Origin of the sequence: Anaerostipes hominis (ex Lee et al. 2021) (genome assembly GCF_002270485.1) — a bacterium.
Classification (GTDB): Bacteria; Bacillota; Clostridia; order Lachnospirales; family Lachnospiraceae; genus Anaerostipes; species Anaerostipes hominis.
In genome coordinates this window covers 25479-43550 of the sequence record NZ_NQOG01000006.1, presented here as the reverse complement: position 1 = coordinate 43550, position 18072 = coordinate 25479, and the positions used below count along the sequence as shown (strand labels likewise).

The following is an 18072-nucleotide window of genomic DNA, read 5'->3' as shown; positions in this document are numbered from 1 at the left end:
CGAAACGATAACAAAGACAGCAAGCCCTCTCTTTTCAAACTCCGATTTAGGAAAGCAATTACATTCCGACTATCTTCCTGACGGTGTTTGCCGTTCTTATTGTCAATTTGCCGCTGATGCCCGCACTTGCCGTCTTTGGCCACCAGTTTGTCTTTTGATAATCTTTTCGATTGAAAGACCAGAATACCGCTTCCTTATATTCCTTTATCTTCTCTAATTCTTCCCTCGGTTCTCCGATCTCGTCCCATACTTCAGCAAATGTAGCTGGAGGCATAATAAAAATCAAATTATCATAGATTTCCTTATTTTCGGTTCCCCACCAGTCAGGTGCATGATGCAAAATGTCTTTGAGATCTTCTTTTGATGTGACGAAAACCGGAATATCCAAACCAAACTGATTTTTTATCATTGTTTCAATCTGGCCTGTAAGACTCCCTATATTATTTTTCTCACTTGAAAAAATCACATTTCCACTGTTCAGATATGTCTTTACCTCTGTAAACCCAAGTTCTTCAAAAACTTTCTTTAATTCTGCCATTGGCACCTTATTTTTTCCGCTTATATTGATACCACGCAAAAGCGCAACATATCTTTTCATATTCGTTGATTCTTCCATACAAACCCCATTTGTCCTCCTTATATCTTCAATTCATTCACTCAAACGGGCAAACCAAATTTGCATTATCATCAGTCAGCATAAACATATTCCGATATTCATCTATATTTCTGTCCCATGGCACGACATTGACTAATTTGAAAGCCATATTATTCACCTCAACAAACCCTTATTTTCTTTCCTGCTCAGCTATTTAGCAGCTTTTCCATATCCCCGATGGAAACGTCCATTCTTTCGGACACTTCTTCCATAGACATTCCGGTATTCAGAAAACGCTTGATCACCATTTTCATATCCTCGCCGACCTCTATGAGATGCCCGTCTAAGTCGTAGAACCGGATCACACGCTGTCCCCAGCTATGCTCGATGACTTCTCCCAGATATTCAATGTCCGGGTACTCTTTCAGCTTATTCAGGAAACCGTCAAAATTCTGTTCCTCAAAAACGACTTCTGCATTGTTGGATTTCTTCAATACCTTTTCTTTTGGTATGTTTACCAGCCAGTCAAAATCCTGCTGTAATGCCAGACCGCAGGTAAAAGCGATGTTCCTTCCGTAATCCTGATAGACCTCTAACCCGAATAGATCCTCATAAAACTTTCTTGCGGCGTTGATATCCGCTACCGAAATAACCACACATACATACTTCATATAAATACTCCATTCAATCCTCTTTAGCTGTTCTTTATTTCTGATAAAGCCTTTTGTATAGCACACAACTAAATGATATTATACTGCTTTAAAAATGCCGCAGATAGTTTCTGATTTTCCTGTAAAATCTGCTCCTGTCACATCATCAAAAACACCAATTTCTGAAAATCCACCGCTTCTAAGTTCATCAATGAATGTTTCTTTGGAATAAATTTGATTCCATATATTGAAACATTCACAATTATCATCCGTTAATATCAAATACTGCTCTAATGTATTAGCGGTTTCTTCAAAATACTTATTTCTTTGAATAATTACATAAGGCTCCGCAGACCAAAATCCACCGTTTTCGTACCGTATGCTTTGTATTGGCTGAAACGAATCCAAGTATGGCCTGTTAAATGCATCTAATATCAGAATTCCATCTTTCTTCAGTGCTTTCTGGATTTTTTTCAGCAAAGCACTTCTGTCTTGCGGAGGAAGTACACCAAAGTCACAATAAATCAGGATAATAACATCAAACTCGTTTTCATAATCCATTTCCAGGTAGTTCTGATAGTAATACCGGATTTTACGACATGTTTCTTTCGCATGATTTTGGGCATATTCTATGGAACGTTTGGAGAAATCAATTCCTGTAACTGAAAATCCCTTATCATATAACAATTCGGAATAAATACCAGGTCCACACCCCAAATCCAAAAGCTGTTTACCCTGACCGTTTTTACAATAGCTGACAATCCATTCGACGGAATTTTGAATGGTGCTAAGCCTTCTTGATGCTCCATCGTTTTCCGTGTTTAAATGAGCTTCTAACATACTTTTAGAAATATGCTCATCATCCCAAAACGCTTTAGAGCTTTCATGATAAACGGGCGGCTCTTCTTTCAGGTAATTTATCAATTCACGATTCAAGCACACGAATTCAATCAGGTGTGGATTGGTTTTCATATGATCCATTGCAAATTATACCTCCATAAAATATCGCTTATTTTTCTGCCAAGGGGTCTTTATTATCTTTTGCCGTCTCTTCCTCTACAGGACGCCATGCCTCTCCAAACTTTATATCCTTAAATAATGCGGCAAGACCGGTAATCTGCTTGAGACGTAAAATTTCATCTCTATCCATTCCCAAATGCTTTGAAATCCATGCGTCTGATCTCCCAAATTCATGAAGTTCTTTTACGATGTTACTCATCAAGTCCACATCGTGAGAGCCTCGTGCCCTGTTATGGCGCACGGTGCTGGCCATACGTTTGTCAATCGGTTTCTCAATGACAGAAACCGGCAGCAACCCCTGTTCTCTTTCATAGATATCCGGGTGGTCCATCATGACCTGGTACCGATGGAACCCATCAACAATCAGATAAAAATCCTGCGCTTTTGAGTAGTAACATACGACTGGCATCGTATATCCGTCCTCTTTAATGCTTTCATATAACAGCTTCATTTCAGGCGGTGCAACTTTATTCGGGTTATAGTTATTCGGCCGTACCTTCTCTATCGGAACAGCAATGATACTATAAACTGGGCTTTTGTACTTCATACTCAAACTCCTCTATGCTTTTGTATTTACGGCGTATAATGTCCAGCTGCTTCTGCTGCTGCCGTGTCATCCCAAACCCCATGAAACGGCAGATATGGTCATTTTTCAAAATGCAGTAACACATTCGTTTCCAGCTGGGAATATCCTTTGTGGATTTGATATCGTCCGTGTGGTCTGGTATTTCCCCCACAAATACAATGCGTGATTTTTTGTTCAATGTATAATTGGAGACGCCGTTTCGTTTTATTTGATATCCCTTTTCCTGAAGCTCTTGAATCACTTCCTCGTCCAACCCGCCTCCTGTCTCATGCCAAAATTGGATAGATGTATTGAATTTTTTTATATAGTTATTCCGCAGTCTTTTTGGCAACGTTTCCAATAAAAACTTCGTGTAGGATTTCCACGTATATCCCTCCGGCAAAGAAATATTCCGGTAGCCCATCGCTTTGGTCTTTCCATAAATGGAAGCAAAATTTGCCCCCTGTACACGTCCCACAAGCTTGCACCAAATCTCCGGGTCTATGACGCGGTATAGATTCAGTGCGTCCTTCGCATAGTCGTTGAACGGGGAGGCCACGCGCATTTGCGAGGGCTTCAGGCCAGCCATATAATAAAGATCATACAGGCGGTTATACTCGTAACCAAATAAATAGTTGGCGTGCCAGACATCATTGGTAGACCAATCATATAAAGGGGAGGCACACCAGACATCTTTAAATTGCTTGCTGATCCAGCAGGTATCTTTATACCCGTATTTTTTATTCAGAAATCCGCTATACCGCTGTAAAGATTCATCTGCCCGCATCCCAAGCAGGCATACGGTTTTTCCGCCGTCATGGGCGTTCCGGTACCATCGCCCGAACTGTTTTGCCAAATCTTCCTGATGCATCCGGTAACGGTATGTAGTCATAATGTTATTTTCCAGATTGATGACGTATTCTTTTTGGGGCATCTCCCGTATCCAGATATCCTTTTTTGTGTCATCCCATGGATACCAATACATCTCGTAACTGCTTAACGCGGTTCTGGTTGCCATGGGCAGGCAAACCCAATAAGACTCCACCTGGTCCTTGATCCGTTCAAAGGTGCGTTCTACATACTTTGTCGTCATCGTATATTGCGCCTCAAAATCCTGATGAAATACACCAATGGTTCTTTCCGGATAATGCTGATTCCGGTAATCCAGAACCAGATTGAGCAGCAAACCACTGTCTTTGCCTCCGGAAAAAGAGACATAGATATTACCAAACTCTTCAAAAAGAAAATGCATTCGTTCTAAAAACGCATCATAAACATTCAAATGTAAATACTCCCTTATCAAAAAGACACCTCTCTTCTGTTCCTTCTAAAGATAGATTTCTTTCTGCAGGAGCTCACTTCGGTTCTCTACCTTTCTCAATGCTTTATTGAATGATTACAGTATTCAAATCATCACTTCTTCTTGCGTAGCTTCAAGTTTATATTGTTCTTTGCTGCCGCAGCCTGCAGTAATCCCGCGGCAAAAGCACTCTTTTCTTTGAGCGTCAACATTTCCAAATCGGATCTGTTCTCAATTTGTCTAAGTACCTCCCGCAGCTCTTGCAAGTCTAAAAGAGTTACTGCTGTACAAAACAGGGGCTTTTTGCGCCCGTCATTAAAGCCGGACAGAAGAATGTCCAGTATTTTTGTCTTTTCCATCTGCTCCGCATTGGAAGCAGTATTCTACACCATCATGCTCCATGCGATTTTACACGACTGATTTCCTTCACCGCCACCGCATCCGGGGCAATATTTATATAAAAAATGCATGAAATCCCCAAACAATGAAGTGTCAACAGGTTCATATATCAGCCATTTCCCATCGTGATAAGTTTTTGTTTCATCATACCTTATCGCGCGGAGCGCGTCCACCCGAAGGGTATAAAATACGGTGTGCCCTGTGGGTATAGATTTTCCGGACGCTCTCAGAATACTCATTTCGGCCTGCTTCAAATTTTTCCCGCTCATCTTTTCCCAGGATTACCATAAAGCCAATGCAGTTCTCCCTTGCGTATAGGGCGCAAAGTGTTTTTCCACCTCTTCGGTATTTTATCAAGCATAGTGAACCTCCTACAATTTGAATATTTACATCATAAACATATTTATTGTTCCATGAACGAAAGCCGGGGTCAAAGCCATCAACAGTGCAACTATTATAGTAAGAATAATATACACCTTTAAAAAAGGAGTTGGAAAAACCAGAATCTCTACTTTTCGGATACAACCATAAGCAGGACCATTTTCAATAGCATAAGCATTTTAGAATTTGTTTCCATATTCATTTCAGAAACACTTCACCTCTTTGCTTTGCCAATCTGAAAAGCTAATTAAAAAACTTTCCCTTAAAGAAATTCTCATTTCCAAGTTTTTTCGCTGTCAGTCGGAACATCACACATCCGTCCGGGCATACGATATCCTTGCTGTACTTACCGCTGCCGCCAATGTTCTCTAAATCCCCGCCGCTTCTGACTGCCTCCATAACAGGGAACAGTATCGTCATTACTTTAGAACAGATCCCTTGTCCGTCTGCATTTACAGGGCAACCATATGTACAGGTATATTTATCTCCGATTTCCTCTCCGTTACGGCAATATCGCTCTGTGTGATCGCCGCGAAGAAACCCTGTTACCTCAATTTCAAATTCATATTCTTCGTCATACCATTTTTTCATCATTGACCTCCAGCCTATGACTCCGCCTCGCCATTTTTACATAATATTCATTCTTAAAGGTTTTATTATATCATACCCGCAGGGCATCCTGTGTTTCATACCCTTCGGGCGGACGTGCTTCGCACGATAAGGTATACCCACAGGGCACACCGTATTTTATACCCTTCGGGTGGACGCGCTCCGCGCGATTAGGTATACCCACAGGGCACACCGTATTTTATACCCTTCGGGTGGACGCGCTCCGCGCGATTAGGTATAGAATTGCCTGCAACTCCACTTTCACTCTACGCGGTCTGAATCCTCGACCATATAGCGGTTACGATGTCAATTTCCTCCTGGATTACTGTCATCCGGGTACAGGCATTCAGAAAACACTGGTTCATTTCTTTACGCAGAGCCCTTTATGCTACTAATCCCTTCACCTGGCATATCCCTGTGACCAGTAACACAACAGGTCTTTCTTCCCAATTTAACTTCTCCAGTCGATAGTTTTATTTTTTTATATTATCTAATTATAATAAATTTGTTTTTTTAAGTCAATGTAAACACCCCTTTTATATCTGTAATCTTTGTTGCCAATTAAAACGAAACTTGATGAAATAGAATTCTTTTTATATTCAGCTAAAAATAAATGGATAAGCCCACAAATGGAATTGGCTATGAATTTGATGAAAGAGCATTTAGGAAAAGAAAATTTTAAAGTACGCCTGTTGGGGAATGATAATGTATACCCACAGGGCACACCGTATTTCATACCCATCAAACAAATGGAATGATCCAACGATAGTTTTTTCAATTGTCGGAAGGAGGCCTTTCCAGAGCCGACTGAAGACAATGAAGAAAAACTTATTTTATTTGGCGAACTTATCGATGAGTTCTACCAGTTCATCAATTTTTTCATCGCCTTTGTTTTCAGCCAGGGCATCGGCAATGCAGCCTTTCATATGTGCCCGTAAGATTTCTTTATTGGTCTTTCGTATAATGGCCTCCGTAGACATGAGCTGGTTGGAGATATCCATACAGTACCGGTCGTCTTCCACCATTTTTAAGATCCCGTCGATCTGTCCCCTGGCGGTCTTCAGAAGTCTTGTGATCTGAGTCTTGTCTGCCTGCATGGCCCCTCCTTACTGAATACCGGTCACTTGATAGCCTGCATCTTCTACTGCCTGTTTCAGTGATTCGTCGCTGACCTCTTTTTCTAAGTTCACAACGGCGCTTTTATTTGAAAGGCTGACCTCTGCGGCCACCCCGTCCAGCTTATTGAGTGCATCTGTCACGTGTTTTACACAGTGCTTACACATCATTCCTTCAATCGAGATCGTCTTTTTCATGTTTGTTTCCTCCTCTCTTTGGACCGGCTCATTTACTCTTACCGGCGTTTCTTTGTTTCTTATAAAGTCTGGCCGGAAAAACTTCAGGCGCAGGGCATTGCTCACGACAAATACAGAACTTAAACTCATGGCTGCGGCACCGAACATAGGATTAAGCTTTAATCCGAAAAACGGATACAGACACCCGGCGGCCAGGGGAATTCCGATCACATTATAGAAAAAGGCCCAGAAGAGATTTTCTTTGATGTTTTTGATCACCGCTTTGCTGAGCTGGACTGCCGCCACTCCGTCCAGCAGATCACTCTTCATCAGGACGATATCTGCGGATTCGATGGCAATATCGGTGCCGGCTCCTATGGCAATTCCCACATCGGCTCTGGCAAGGGCCGGAGCATCATTGATGCCGTCCCCGATCATGGCCACTTTCTTGCCTTCCTCCTGAATTTCCCGGATCTTGGCCTCTTTGTCCTGTGGAAGCACTTCTGCGATCACCCGTCTGATGCCCAGCTGTTTTTGGATTGCCGCTGCTGTTTTTTTGTTATCTCCGGTCAGCATGACCACTTCGATGTCCATCTTCTCAAATTCCTGAATGGCCTGTCTGCTGGTCGGTTTTACCACATCGGCTACAGAGATCAGCCCAAGCAGTCTGCCCTCTTTTGCAAAGAAAAGAGGTGTCTTGCCCTGTGAGGCAAAAACAGTACTTTTTTCTTCCAGGTCTCCAAGAGAAACTCCAATCCGTTCCATCATTTTGAGGTTGCCGGCATATACCCTATCACCTTCTATGGAACCCTCGATCCCTTCTCCTGGCACAGACTCAAATCCGGATACCTCACAGAAGCCGGCATTGATCTCTTCGCCATAGAAGACAATGGCATCCGCCAGAGGATGCTCCGAAGGTTTCTCCATACTGGCGGCAAGCTTGACCAGTTCTTTTTCTTCAATGCCGCCGGAGGTTACGATGTCCGTCACCTGTGGCCGTCCTTCCGTGACAGTTCCGGTCTTGTCCAAAACGACGGTTTTTATCTCATGTGCCGTCTCAAGACTCTCCGCAGACTTGATCAGGATGCCGTTTTCCGCGCCTTTTCCAGTTCCGACCATGATTGCCGTCGGTGTGGCAAGACCAAGTGCACACGGGCAGGAAATGACCAGGACGGCAATAGCCGTGGACAGTGCGAACTCAAATGTCTGCCCGGAAAGGAGCCATACTATCCCGGAAGCCAGGGCAATGACAATAACAACGGGAACGAAAATGCCGGCAATTTTATCTGCAAGCTTTGCGATCGGGGCTTTGGAACCGGATGCATCTTCCACCAGCTGTATGATCTGGGCAAGCGTCGTATCATCCCCTACCTTTGTAGCCCTGAATTTAATAAATCCCCCTTTATTAATGGATGCGCTGATGACTTTATCTCCGGAGGATTTCTCCACAGGGATGCTTTCCCCGGTCAGAGCGCTCTCATCCACGGAAGTCATGCCTTCAAGGATGACTCCGTCAACCGGAATGCTGGCTCCGGGGCGCACTATCACCGTATCTCCCTCATTCAGCTCCTCCACAGGGATCTCAATCTCTTCCCCGCCCCGTTCTACGGTGGCGGTCTTCGGAGCCAGATCTAAGAGTTTGCTGATAGCCTCAGAAGTCTTCCCTTTGGACCTGGCCTCCAGATATTTTCCGACCGTGATCAGTGTCAGGATCATCGATGCAGATTCAAAATATAAATCCATGTGGTACTGATGTACCAGCTGAAGATTCTGCACACCGAGGCCGTATCCCATGCGGTAAATGGCAAATACTCCATAGACAAAGGCGGCGCCGGACCCGATGGCGATCAGGGAATCCATATTCGGAGAGCCCTTAAATAAGGTCTTAAATCCCACCTGATAAAACTTCCGGTTAATGTACATGACCGGGAGAACCAGCAGCATCTGGGTCAGCCCGAAAGAAACCGCATTGTGGGTTCCGCTCAGAAAAAATGGAAGCGGAAGATTCACCATATGTCCCATGGAAATGTACATGAGCGGTATCATAAACAGGATAGATACCCAAAGTCTTCTCTTCATGCCGGTGATCTCATCGTCTACGCCAATATCCCGGTTCCTGCCTGCTTCCTCTTGCTTATCATGGACAAAGGCACCGTAGCCTCCATCGATGACAGCTCGGATAATCTGATCATCGTTTACTTCTGACTCATCATACTCCACGGTCATGGTGTTTTGGAGCAGATTTACATTAACTTCAGCGACACCATCTAATTTTCGGACACTTTTATCTACATGGGCACTGCATGCGCTGCATGTCATGCCTGTCACATCAAATTTTTGTTTCATAATACGCCTCCTTACCACCCCCAGGGGGTATGGGTCTATTATATGTCTCACCTTAATTTCTGTCAACGATAACATTTCTCAAATAGTATTTCCCAATCCGCTTATAATATCGCCGCAGACAGAGAAAGGCAGAAAAAGCAGCTTATTTCTGCTTTTTTCTGCCTTCCATCCATTCGATGAATTTTTTTGTTAAAAGGGGTCAAACTGTCTTCCTGACCAGCGATTTAATTCCTTTATGATTTCTTTTTCAGAAAGGCGGTACCTTCCGAATAGTGCATATTTCATCCGGTCATAGCATTGAGGATCACATCTAATGTCCCGGATTTTTTTACGGCGTTGTTAAAACAAAAACTCCCCGCAGTCTGCCGATGCCTTCTGGCAGACATGAAATTATTATATGAGCGGTTCTATTATTTCGGGGTATCAAAAGAAATTGAAACTGAGCTGGTCGCTTTCTTCCAGATCTCCCATCAACCCCAATTCTTTCATCTTATCTACGACAGATTTAGGCGCCTTTGTCCGGTCACGGAAATTTTCCATGGAAGTAAAAGGTTCTCCCTTGGACGCCTCTGCGGCTTCCTTGGCAGCTTTATCTCCCATGCCGTCGATCGCGGAGTAAGGAGGCATGATCTTTCCGTCGATGATCTGAAAATCCTTTGCCTTTGCCCGGTAGATATCAAGGGGCATGAACTCAAATCCACGGGCATACATCTCGTCTGCAATCTTCATTTCCCGCAGAAGATCCAGGTCTGCATTTTTCACCTCAAACTTCGGCGTGTTTTGTATCTCCCTCATCCGGTTGTTCAGTTTTTCTTTTCCCATGCACATGTCTTCATAGGAAAATGACTTGGCGCGGATACTGAAATAGGCGGCATAGTAGGCAAGGGGGTGAAAAACCTTAAACCAGGCGATCCTCCATGCCATCATGACATAGGCTACTGCATGTGCTTTCGGGAACATGTATTTAATCTGTTTACAGGACCAGATATACCATTCCGGCACATCTTTTTCCCTCATTGCCTCTTCCTGTTCCGGTTTCAGCCCTTTTCCCTTCCGGACGCTCTCCATGATCGTAAAGGACAAGGCCTCATCCAGACCCTGATTGATCAGATAGACCATAATATCATCTCTCGTACAGATGGAAGTCGAAATCGTGGCATCCCCCTCCTCGATCAGTTTCTGGGCATTGCCGAGCCAGACGTCCGTACCGTGGGACAGGCCTGAAATGCGGACCAAATCGGAAAAACTCTGAGGATTTGTGTCCAGAAGCATCTGAATAACGAAATCGGTTCCGAATTCCGGTATCCCGAGAGACCCAAGCTTCGTGCCTCCGATCTGTTCCGGAGTAATTCCCAGAACCTCTGTTCCGTGAAACAAAGACATGACGGATTCATCGTCCAGAGGTATATTCTGAGCGTTGACGCCGGTCAGATCTTCCAGCCTGCGGATCATGGAGGGATCATCGTGTCCCAGGATATCCAGCTTTAACAGGTTGGAATCGATAGAATGGTACTCATAATGGGTTGTGATGATCGGTGATCTTACGTCATTGGCCGGCCGCTGGACGGCAGTAAAGTCGTAGATCTCTTTGTCATGAGGCACAACGATGATGCCTCCTGGGTGCTGGCCGGTCGTTCTCTTAACTCCGGTGCACCCTTTCGCCAGCCGTTCGATCTCACATTTTCTTTTAGATATTTCTCTCTCCTCCAGATATTTTAGAACATATCCATAGGCAGTCTTCTCCGCCAGTGTACCGATCGTACCTGCACGGTAGGCCTTTCCTTTGCCAAAGATCACTTCCACATATGCGTGGGCCTTACTTTGATATTCTCCTGAAAAATTAAGGTCAATATCAGGTTCCTTGTCCCCCTTAAATCCGAGGAATGTCTCGAACGGGATATCGTGGCCTTCTTTGTTCATTTTTGCACCGCATTTCGGACACACCGCATCCGGCATATCACATCCGGACATACCCATCCTGGCATATTTTTTTACTTCAGGAGAGTCAAAATCCACATAATAACACTCAGGACAGATGTAGTGGGCGGGCAGAGGATTTACTTCCGTGATCCCGGACATGGTCGCCGCAAAAGACGACCCCACAGACCCCCTTGATCCTACCAGATAACCGTGGTCCAGGGAATCCCATACCAGCTTCTGTGCGATGATATACATAACCGCATAGCCGTTTCCGATGATGGAATTCAGCTCTTTGTCAAGTCTGGTGGTTACGATGTCCGGCAGATTCGGACCGTAGATATCGTGTGCTTTCTTGTAACAAATATCCCGAAGATCCCGGTCCGAGTTCTCGATGACCGGCGGGCATTTATCCGGATGAATCGGGGAAATATTTTCAATCTGGTCATTGATCATATTTGGATTTGTTATGACAACTTCTCTGGCTTTATCGCTTCCCAGATATTCAAATTCATGGAGCATTTCCTCCGTCGTCCGGAAGTAGAGAGGCGGCTGGCTGTCCGCATCTTTAAATCCCTTTCCGGCCATCAGAATCGCCCGGTAAATGGAGTCATCCGGATCTAAAAAATGCACATCGCAGGTAGCGGCCACAGGTTTGTGGAAGGTTTCACCCAGTTCCACGATCTTCCGGTTAAAATTTCTGATATCTTCAAAAGAATTGACATTCTCATGGCGCGCGGATTCGATCATAAACTGGTTATTGCCCTCCGGCTGAATTTCCAGGTAATCATAAAATTCAACAATCTTTGCGATCTCTTCCTCAGACCGCTGGTCCACGATGGCGCTGTACAGTTCGCCGGCTTCACATGCAGATCCGATGATCAGTCCTTCCCGGTACTTATTGATCAGGGATTTGGGCATTCTCGGGCGCCGGTTAAAGTACCGGACGTGGGATTCCGACACCAGACGGTTTAAGTTGACTCTTCCGGTGTTGTTTTTGACGAGAATGATACCGTGATAGGTGCGGCCTTTTTTAATGAAGTCTTCGGAGCCTGCGACAAACTCGTTTACCTGATCCAGGTCAAAGATTTCTTTTTCCTCCAGAATCTGAACAAATTTTATGAAGATTTTCCCCGTAGCTGTGGCGTCATCCACTGCCCGGTGGTGAGTCTCCAGTTTGATGTTTAAATTTTTGCACAGATTATCCAGTGTAAATTTTGCCAGGTGGGTCATCAGGCTCCTTGAGAGACCGAGCGTATCCACAATGGTAGGATGAAAATCAAGCCCCAGGCGTTTCGTATTTTCATGGATAAATCCGGTGTCGAACCCGGCATTGTGGGCCACTAAGACAGAATCCCCGCAGAACTCAAGAAATCTTGGCAGAACGGCCTCGATCGTATCTGCGTCCATGACCATCTCATCTGTAATCGTAGTAAGCTGTGTGATCTTAAATGGAATCGGGATCTGCGGATTGATGAATTCACTGAAGGTTTCCGTGATCTCACCGTCTATGACCTTTACGGCCCCGATTTCTATGATGCGGTCTGTATGGCTGTTGAACCCTGTGGTCTCAATGTCGAATACCACAAAGTCTCCCCGGAGGGACTGGCCTCTGGAGCGGATTGCCAAATCTCCCAGGTCATCCACAAAGTAAGCCTCCACCCCATAGATGATCTTAAACGGATCGTCTTTTGGAAGCCTTAAATCCTCATAGGCGTGCCTTGCAATCGGAAAGGCCTGAAGCACGCCGTGATCCGTGATGGCAACGGCAGGATGTCCCCACTCGTAGGCGCGTTTTACGATGTCATTGATCTGAACAACACTGTCGTTGTCGCTCATAACCGTATGTAAATGGAGTTCCACCCTTTTATCCATGGACGTGTCCTGGCGTTTCTCCCTGAAATCAGAGACTGCTTTGATGCCCACGACAGAACCAAGAGATATCTCATGATCAAATTTATCATACATGGCGACCGCCTTAATCCGGTAGAAGCCTCCTTTTTTCAGATCGCTGAGAACCTCCGGGAGCTGTTCATTTCTGACAAATATTTTACAGGAGATTGTATCCGTAAAGTCAGTGATATGAAAAATGATGATCGTTTTTTCGTTTCGAATTTCTCTCGTATCAAGGCTTGTAACCTGTCCGTGGATCACGACTTCGCCGATCTCATCGAAAATATCCTTGATCTCAATGAGCTCCCCTTCACAGTTGCGGCCGTAAAGAAGGGTCGGATCGTCTTTGAATTTAGGCTTTCTTTTAAACTTGAAATCGTAGGAAAAATTGGATTCTTTTTTCTTTTTTCTCGCCTTTTTCTCTTCTGCCTGTTCTTTACAGAGAAGATCGGCCTGTTCGACAATTCCCTCAATCTCTTTTTGAAGTTTATACTGGCTTTCTTTTTTCAGAGACCGGTCTGTCGTCTTAGAAAAATCAAAGCCTACCTTGATCTCCATACCAAATTTGTCTTTAAGCGTTGTCTCGAAATACTCTTTGATCTCTTCTGACTTGCTCTTGTTGACAAAAGTATTTTCAAAGATAAAGGTAACGACATCTCCGTCAATGGCATAGTCTCCTTTTCTGACCACATTAAAAATAACCTCCCCTTTGCCTTTTAACTCAAAGAGGAAGCTTTTCATATAGTGTTCAAATAAATAGTCCAGATCATACTGAGCAGAAAGACGGAAAAACTCCTGAAAACGTATTTTGACATAACGTTTTGAAAACAGCTGCTCTCTGATCTGCTGTTCCATCCGCCAGGTGTCGATCCTTGGGATCAGATGGTCGCTTGTAAAAGAAATGAAAAGTGTATTTTTTGATTTCTTGAATACGACCTGGCGGATACACACAGTCCGGAACAGTTCTTCTACATCTCTAGACACTTTCAGGTCAGGAAACACCTGAAAAAATTCTTTTGTATGCTCTTTAGCAGCCTGCATCTGATTCACCCCAATGTTCTAATTCATAACGCAGAGTACTTAAAAGATCCTCCTCCGGAACTTTCCGTATGACCTGTCCTTTTTTCATCAGAAGGCCTTCACCGATTCCGCCTGCGATCCCGATATCCGCTTCCTTTGCCTCACCGGGGCCGTTGACGACACAGCCCATGACGGCAACCTTGATATTCAAATGTTCGAAATCTGCGGCCATCGTCTCTACCTGTCCGGCAAGACTGATCAGATCAATGTTGGTCCTTCCGCATGTAGGACAGGAAACCACTTCGATCCCGCCGCTTCTGAGCCCCAAAGTCTTTAAAATCAGTTTGGCACTTGCGATTTCATTAACAGGATCTCCGGTCAGTGAGACGCGAATCGTGTCTCCGAGCCCCTGATGAAGGATAATGCCAAGTCCGACTGCGGACTTGATATTCCCGCTGTACACGGTTCCTGACTCTGTAATGCCGACATGGAGCGGATAGTCGATCTGCTTTGCTACCAGTTCATATGCTCTGGCACACATAAGAACATCGGAGGATTTGATGCTGACTGCCAGATTGTCATAGTCAAATGCCTCGATCATGCGGACTTTGTCAACGGCACTCTCCACCAGTCCCTCGGCCGTCACTCCGTGATACTTTTCCACCAGCTCTTTTTCCAGTGAACCGCTGTTGACGCCTACCCGGATCGGAACGCCGTACTCTTTGGCATTTTCAATGACTGCCCGGATACGGTCCTCTCCTCCGATATTGCCCGGATTGATGCGGATTTTATCCGCGCCGTTCTCCATAGCCGCGATGGCGAGCTTATAGTTGAAATGTATATCTGCCACCAGCGGAATGTGTATCCTTTTTTTGATCTCGCCCAGGGCGTCCGCCGCTTCGGGAGTCGGGACCGTACATCTTACGATGTCGCATCCGGCTTTCTCAAGGCTTAATATCTGTGATACGGTAGACTCCACGTCTTCTGTCTTCGTATTGGTCATGGACTGGATCAGCACAGGGTTGCCCCCGCCGATCTTTTTATCTCCGATCCGGATGACTTTTGTATTATTTCTTGTAACCATACTAAGACTCCTTTACAACATAATCTTATAGATATCCTGGAACATGACAAAGATCATAAGCCCCAGCAGCAAAAACAGACCGACCGTATGGACGGTGGCTTCCACATTTTTGGAAACAGGCTTTCTTCTGACCGCTTCCACGATGAGAAAGCAAAGTCTGCCTCCGTCCAGTGCGGGAAGCGGCAGAAGATTCATGACTCCTAGGTTTGCGCTGATCAGGACCGCAATACTCAGCATCGTGGAAAGAAGGACTGTGAAACCGTAAGTGGCTGCCTGGTTATACGTATCCCCTACCTGTTTTACAATGCCCACAGGCCCTGACAGATCATTCAGCGTCAGCTGTCCCGTAGCCAGTTTCACGACACTCTTTACCGTCACACGAATTTGAAATCCTACCTCATGAAATCCATATTCTATGGTCCTGAGGGGATTTAATTTTTGATATGGTTCCCAGCCTATGCCGATCATATATCTTTTGGCTTCCTTGTTAAACTTCGGGGTCACAGAGAGGTTTTTCTCTATTCCGTCCCGCTTTATCACGATAGGCACTTCTCCGCCTTTATAGTCCAGAAGGAAATAATAAGACAGTTCGCGGTTATTGTAGATCTTTTTTCCATCAATCTTCAAGACCTGGTCCCCGGCTTTCAATCCTGCTTCCTGAGCAGGAGACTTTGTCTCCACTCTGGCGATATCGGGCAGGTCAGCTCCTGATATACCGATCATAATAAAGGCAAGGATCAGGGCAAAAATAAAATTGAAAAACGGTCCGGCAAAAATGACTGCCATTCTGGCCCAGACAGATTTATTTCCAAAAGCGTCCGCCTCCGGCCGGTCTTCGTCTTCACCCATCATACAGGCTCCGCCGAAAGGAAGGAGTTTTACAGAATAATAAGTTTCTCCCACCTGTTTTCCGAACAGAGTCGGACCAAGCCCTATACAGAATTCGTCCACACGGATGCCGTTCTTTTTGGCGACTGAAAAATGTCCCAATTCATGTACGATGATAATAATGCCAAAGATTAAGATTGCAATAATAATGTTCAAGTAATTACCTGCTTTCTATGAATTCATATACCCACTGTTCTGTTTCCAGTACCTCCGTAAGAGATGGATTCTCTATCACATGATGTGCATTCATTGCATCTTCAATCAGATCATAAATCTCTGTAAAAGATATTTTCTCCTGCAAAAACAGAGCCACTGCTTTTTCGTTGGCTGCGTTCAGCACGGCCGGCATGGATCCGCCGGTCCTTCCTGCATCATATGCATATGAAAGACCTTTTAGAACATCAACAGGCGGCTCTTCAAAAGAGATACTTCCCAATGCAGCAAAATCTAAACGATCACCCGGAAGAAATCTGCGCTCCGGATAGTAGAGGGCGTATTGGATCGGAAGCTTCATATCCGGGGTTCCCAGCTGGGCCTTTACCCCGCCGTCCTTGAACTGCACCATAGAATGAATGATGCTCTGAGGCTGTACGACCACCTTGATCCGGTCAAAATCCATGTCAAAGAGCCAGCGTGCCTCGATCACTTCCAGCCCCTTATTGACCAGCGTTGCGGAATCTATGGTGATCTTTTTGCCCATAGACCAGTTTGGATGATTTAAAGCATCTTTTAATGTGACCGTTTTGAGTTCTTCTTTTGTCCTGGTACGAAATGGTCCGCCGGATGCCGTGATGATCAGGGAATCCACATCTCTTTCAGCCTCTCCCTGAAGGCACTGAAAAATTGCGGAGTGTTCGCTGTCCACCGGATAAATCGAAACTCCGTATTCTTTTGCCATGGGCATGATCAGATGGCCTGCGGTCACCAGCGTCTCCTTATTTGCGAGAGCGATATCTTTCTTTGCCCTTATGGCAGCCATCGTCGGCTTTATGCCGATCATCCCGACGACTGCAGTGACGACCAGCGAACAGGATGGCTCAGAAGCCGCCTCGATGAGGCCTTCCGGTCCGGAAAGCACCTTCACTTCAAGATCCTTTACACGCAGCCGCAGTTCCTCTGCTCTTTGTTTGTCATAGAGAACTGCTGTATGCGGATGAAATTCCCGTATCTGCCGTTCTAAAAGATCCACATTGCTTCCGGCTGCCAGAGTCGTCACTGCAAGGTCTTCATTTGCACGTACAAGCTCCAGCGTCTGGGTTCCGATCGAACCGGTAGAGCCAATGATGGAAATATACTTCACTGCATCGCGCCTCCTGAGATCATCATTGTAAGATAATAAATAACCGGAGCGATCAATATAATGCTGTCAAACCGGTCTAGAATACCGCCGTGTCCCGGGATCAGAGTACCGAAATCCTTAATCCTGGAATCTCTTTTGATCGCTGAAGCAGCCAGGTCACCGATCACGGATATAGCCGCACCGATTCCACAGATAATCCCGAACATCATCATTGGATTAAAATTAAACCGTATCCTTGTCTTTAAATAGATACCATATGCTGCTCCTAAGATCACCGCCCCAATAATACCGCCGATCAGGCCTTCTATGCTCTTTTTCGGACTCAGTTTCGGGGTCATCTTGTGCTTTCCAATCAACATGCCGGTGCAGTAAGCCAGTGTATCATTGCCCCATGCGGCCAGGAACAGGAGCACGATAAATTCGCCTCCGTTCTGAGCGATCCTCAGCCGATAAATATAGGAAATCATGACGCTCACATAGACAAATCCAAAAAAACAAGCCATCACCTGGTTCATGTGATACTTTGGAAAGCGGATCACATAACATCCGAGCAGGAAGATCATAAACAAAATAATGATCGATGTGGACCACTGACCCAGGTCAAAAAACAATGCGGCATAGTAAAGAATCGTTCCTGTGTATCCAAGGACCGCCAGAGATGATTTCTCTATTTTGAAAATCTTCAGTATTTCATTGTATCCGATCAGGGCAACGATCGCCGTTAAGAGTAAAGTTACGATACCGCCCAGGTAAAGGCCAAGGACGGTAACTGCCACTAAAGCAATCCCGCTGATAAGTCTCTGTTTAAACATA

The 18072-nt window shown here is 45.1% G+C and carries 16 protein-coding genes; all 16 read right to left on the bottom strand.

Features of this window, described 5'->3' with window-relative positions; all coding sequences use genetic code 11:
• Positions 1 to 58: 58 nt before the first annotated feature.
• Positions 59 to 598 (bottom strand): DUF1697 domain-containing protein, encoded by a 540-nt coding sequence (locus CI597_RS07580; RefSeq protein WP_024727571.1) that lies wholly within the window; start codon positions 596 to 598, stop codon positions 59 to 61.
• A gap of 203 nt (positions 599 to 801) precedes the next feature.
• Positions 802 to 1266, bottom strand: a complete 465-nt coding sequence (locus tag CI597_RS07575) for a VOC family protein (RefSeq protein ID WP_024727572.1) — start codon at positions 1264 to 1266, stop codon at positions 802 to 804.
• Positions 1267 to 1344: 78 nt separating this feature from the next.
• Complete coding sequence (locus CI597_RS07570) at positions 1345 to 2226, bottom strand: class I SAM-dependent methyltransferase (protein ID WP_235824572.1); 882 nt, start codon at positions 2224 to 2226, stop codon at positions 1345 to 1347.
• Between the two features lie 28 nt (positions 2227 to 2254).
• The gene (locus CI597_RS07565) at positions 2255 to 2812 is read right to left on the bottom strand and encodes an IbrB-like domain-containing protein (RefSeq protein WP_024727574.1); all 558 of its coding nucleotides are present in this window, start codon (positions 2810 to 2812) and stop codon (positions 2255 to 2257) included.
• Complete coding sequence (locus CI597_RS07560) at positions 2787 to 4082, bottom strand: phosphoadenosine phosphosulfate reductase (RefSeq protein WP_369882330.1); 1296 nt, start codon at positions 4080 to 4082, stop codon at positions 2787 to 2789. The genes CI597_RS07565 and CI597_RS07560 overlap by 26 nt, the downstream gene beginning before the upstream one ends.
• Before the next feature lie 161 nt (positions 4083 to 4243).
• Positions 4244 to 4489 carry a hypothetical protein gene (locus CI597_RS07555; protein ID WP_051405207.1) on the bottom strand — a complete coding sequence of 82 codons (246 nt, stop codon included), beginning with the start codon at positions 4487 to 4489 and terminating at the stop codon, positions 4244 to 4246.
• A gap of 24 nt (positions 4490 to 4513) precedes the next feature.
• Positions 4514 to 4768 carry a hypothetical protein gene (locus tag CI597_RS18125; RefSeq protein WP_330607090.1) on the bottom strand — a complete coding sequence of 85 codons (255 nt, stop codon included), beginning with the start codon at positions 4766 to 4768 and terminating at the stop codon, positions 4514 to 4516.
• Positions 4674 to 4886, bottom strand: coding sequence for a DUF3788 family protein (locus tag CI597_RS19705; protein ID WP_420313786.1), 213 nt, complete (start codon positions 4884 to 4886; stop codon positions 4674 to 4676). The genes CI597_RS18125 and CI597_RS19705 overlap by 95 nt, the downstream gene beginning before the upstream one ends.
• Before the next feature lie 267 nt (positions 4887 to 5153).
• Positions 5154 to 5501, bottom strand: a complete 348-nt coding sequence (locus CI597_RS07550) for a TIGR04076 family protein (RefSeq protein WP_024727576.1) — start codon at positions 5499 to 5501, stop codon at positions 5154 to 5156.
• A gap of 851 nt (positions 5502 to 6352) precedes the next feature.
• A complete protein-coding gene (locus CI597_RS07540; protein ID WP_024727577.1) occupies positions 6353 to 6616 on the bottom strand; it encodes a metal-sensing transcriptional repressor in 264 nt (87 codons plus the stop codon).
• A 9-nt stretch (positions 6617 to 6625) separates the two neighbouring features.
• Entirely contained in the window at positions 6626 to 9157 is a 2532-nt protein-coding gene (locus tag CI597_RS07535; RefSeq protein ID WP_186992442.1) for a heavy metal translocating P-type ATPase, read from the bottom strand.
• Positions 9158 to 9580: 423 nt separating this feature from the next.
• Positions 9581 to 14008 carry a PolC-type DNA polymerase III gene (locus tag CI597_RS07530; RefSeq protein ID WP_024727579.1) on the bottom strand — a complete coding sequence of 1476 codons (4428 nt, stop codon included), beginning with the start codon at positions 14006 to 14008 and terminating at the stop codon, positions 9581 to 9583.
• Positions 13995 to 15071, bottom strand: coding sequence for a flavodoxin-dependent (E)-4-hydroxy-3-methylbut-2-enyl-diphosphate synthase (gene ispG / locus CI597_RS07525; RefSeq protein ID WP_024727580.1), 1077 nt, complete (start codon positions 15069 to 15071; stop codon positions 13995 to 13997). The genes CI597_RS07530 and ispG overlap by 14 nt, the downstream gene beginning before the upstream one ends.
• 12 nt (positions 15072 to 15083) lie before the next feature.
• Positions 15084 to 16115 carry an RIP metalloprotease RseP gene (gene rseP, locus CI597_RS07520; protein WP_024727581.1) on the bottom strand — a complete coding sequence of 344 codons (1032 nt, stop codon included), beginning with the start codon at positions 16113 to 16115 and terminating at the stop codon, positions 15084 to 15086.
• Positions 16116 to 16119: 4 nt separating this feature from the next.
• Positions 16120 to 17259 (bottom strand): 1-deoxy-D-xylulose-5-phosphate reductoisomerase, encoded by a 1140-nt coding sequence (locus tag CI597_RS07515; RefSeq protein ID WP_024727582.1) that lies wholly within the window; start codon positions 17257 to 17259, stop codon positions 16120 to 16122.
• On the bottom strand, positions 17256 to 18071 hold the full coding sequence (locus tag CI597_RS07510; protein ID WP_024727583.1) for a phosphatidate cytidylyltransferase: 816 nt from the start codon (positions 18069 to 18071) through the stop codon (positions 17256 to 17258). Before CI597_RS07510 ends, CI597_RS07515 begins: the two co-directional genes overlap by 4 nt.
• Position 18072 lies beyond the last annotated feature (1 nt).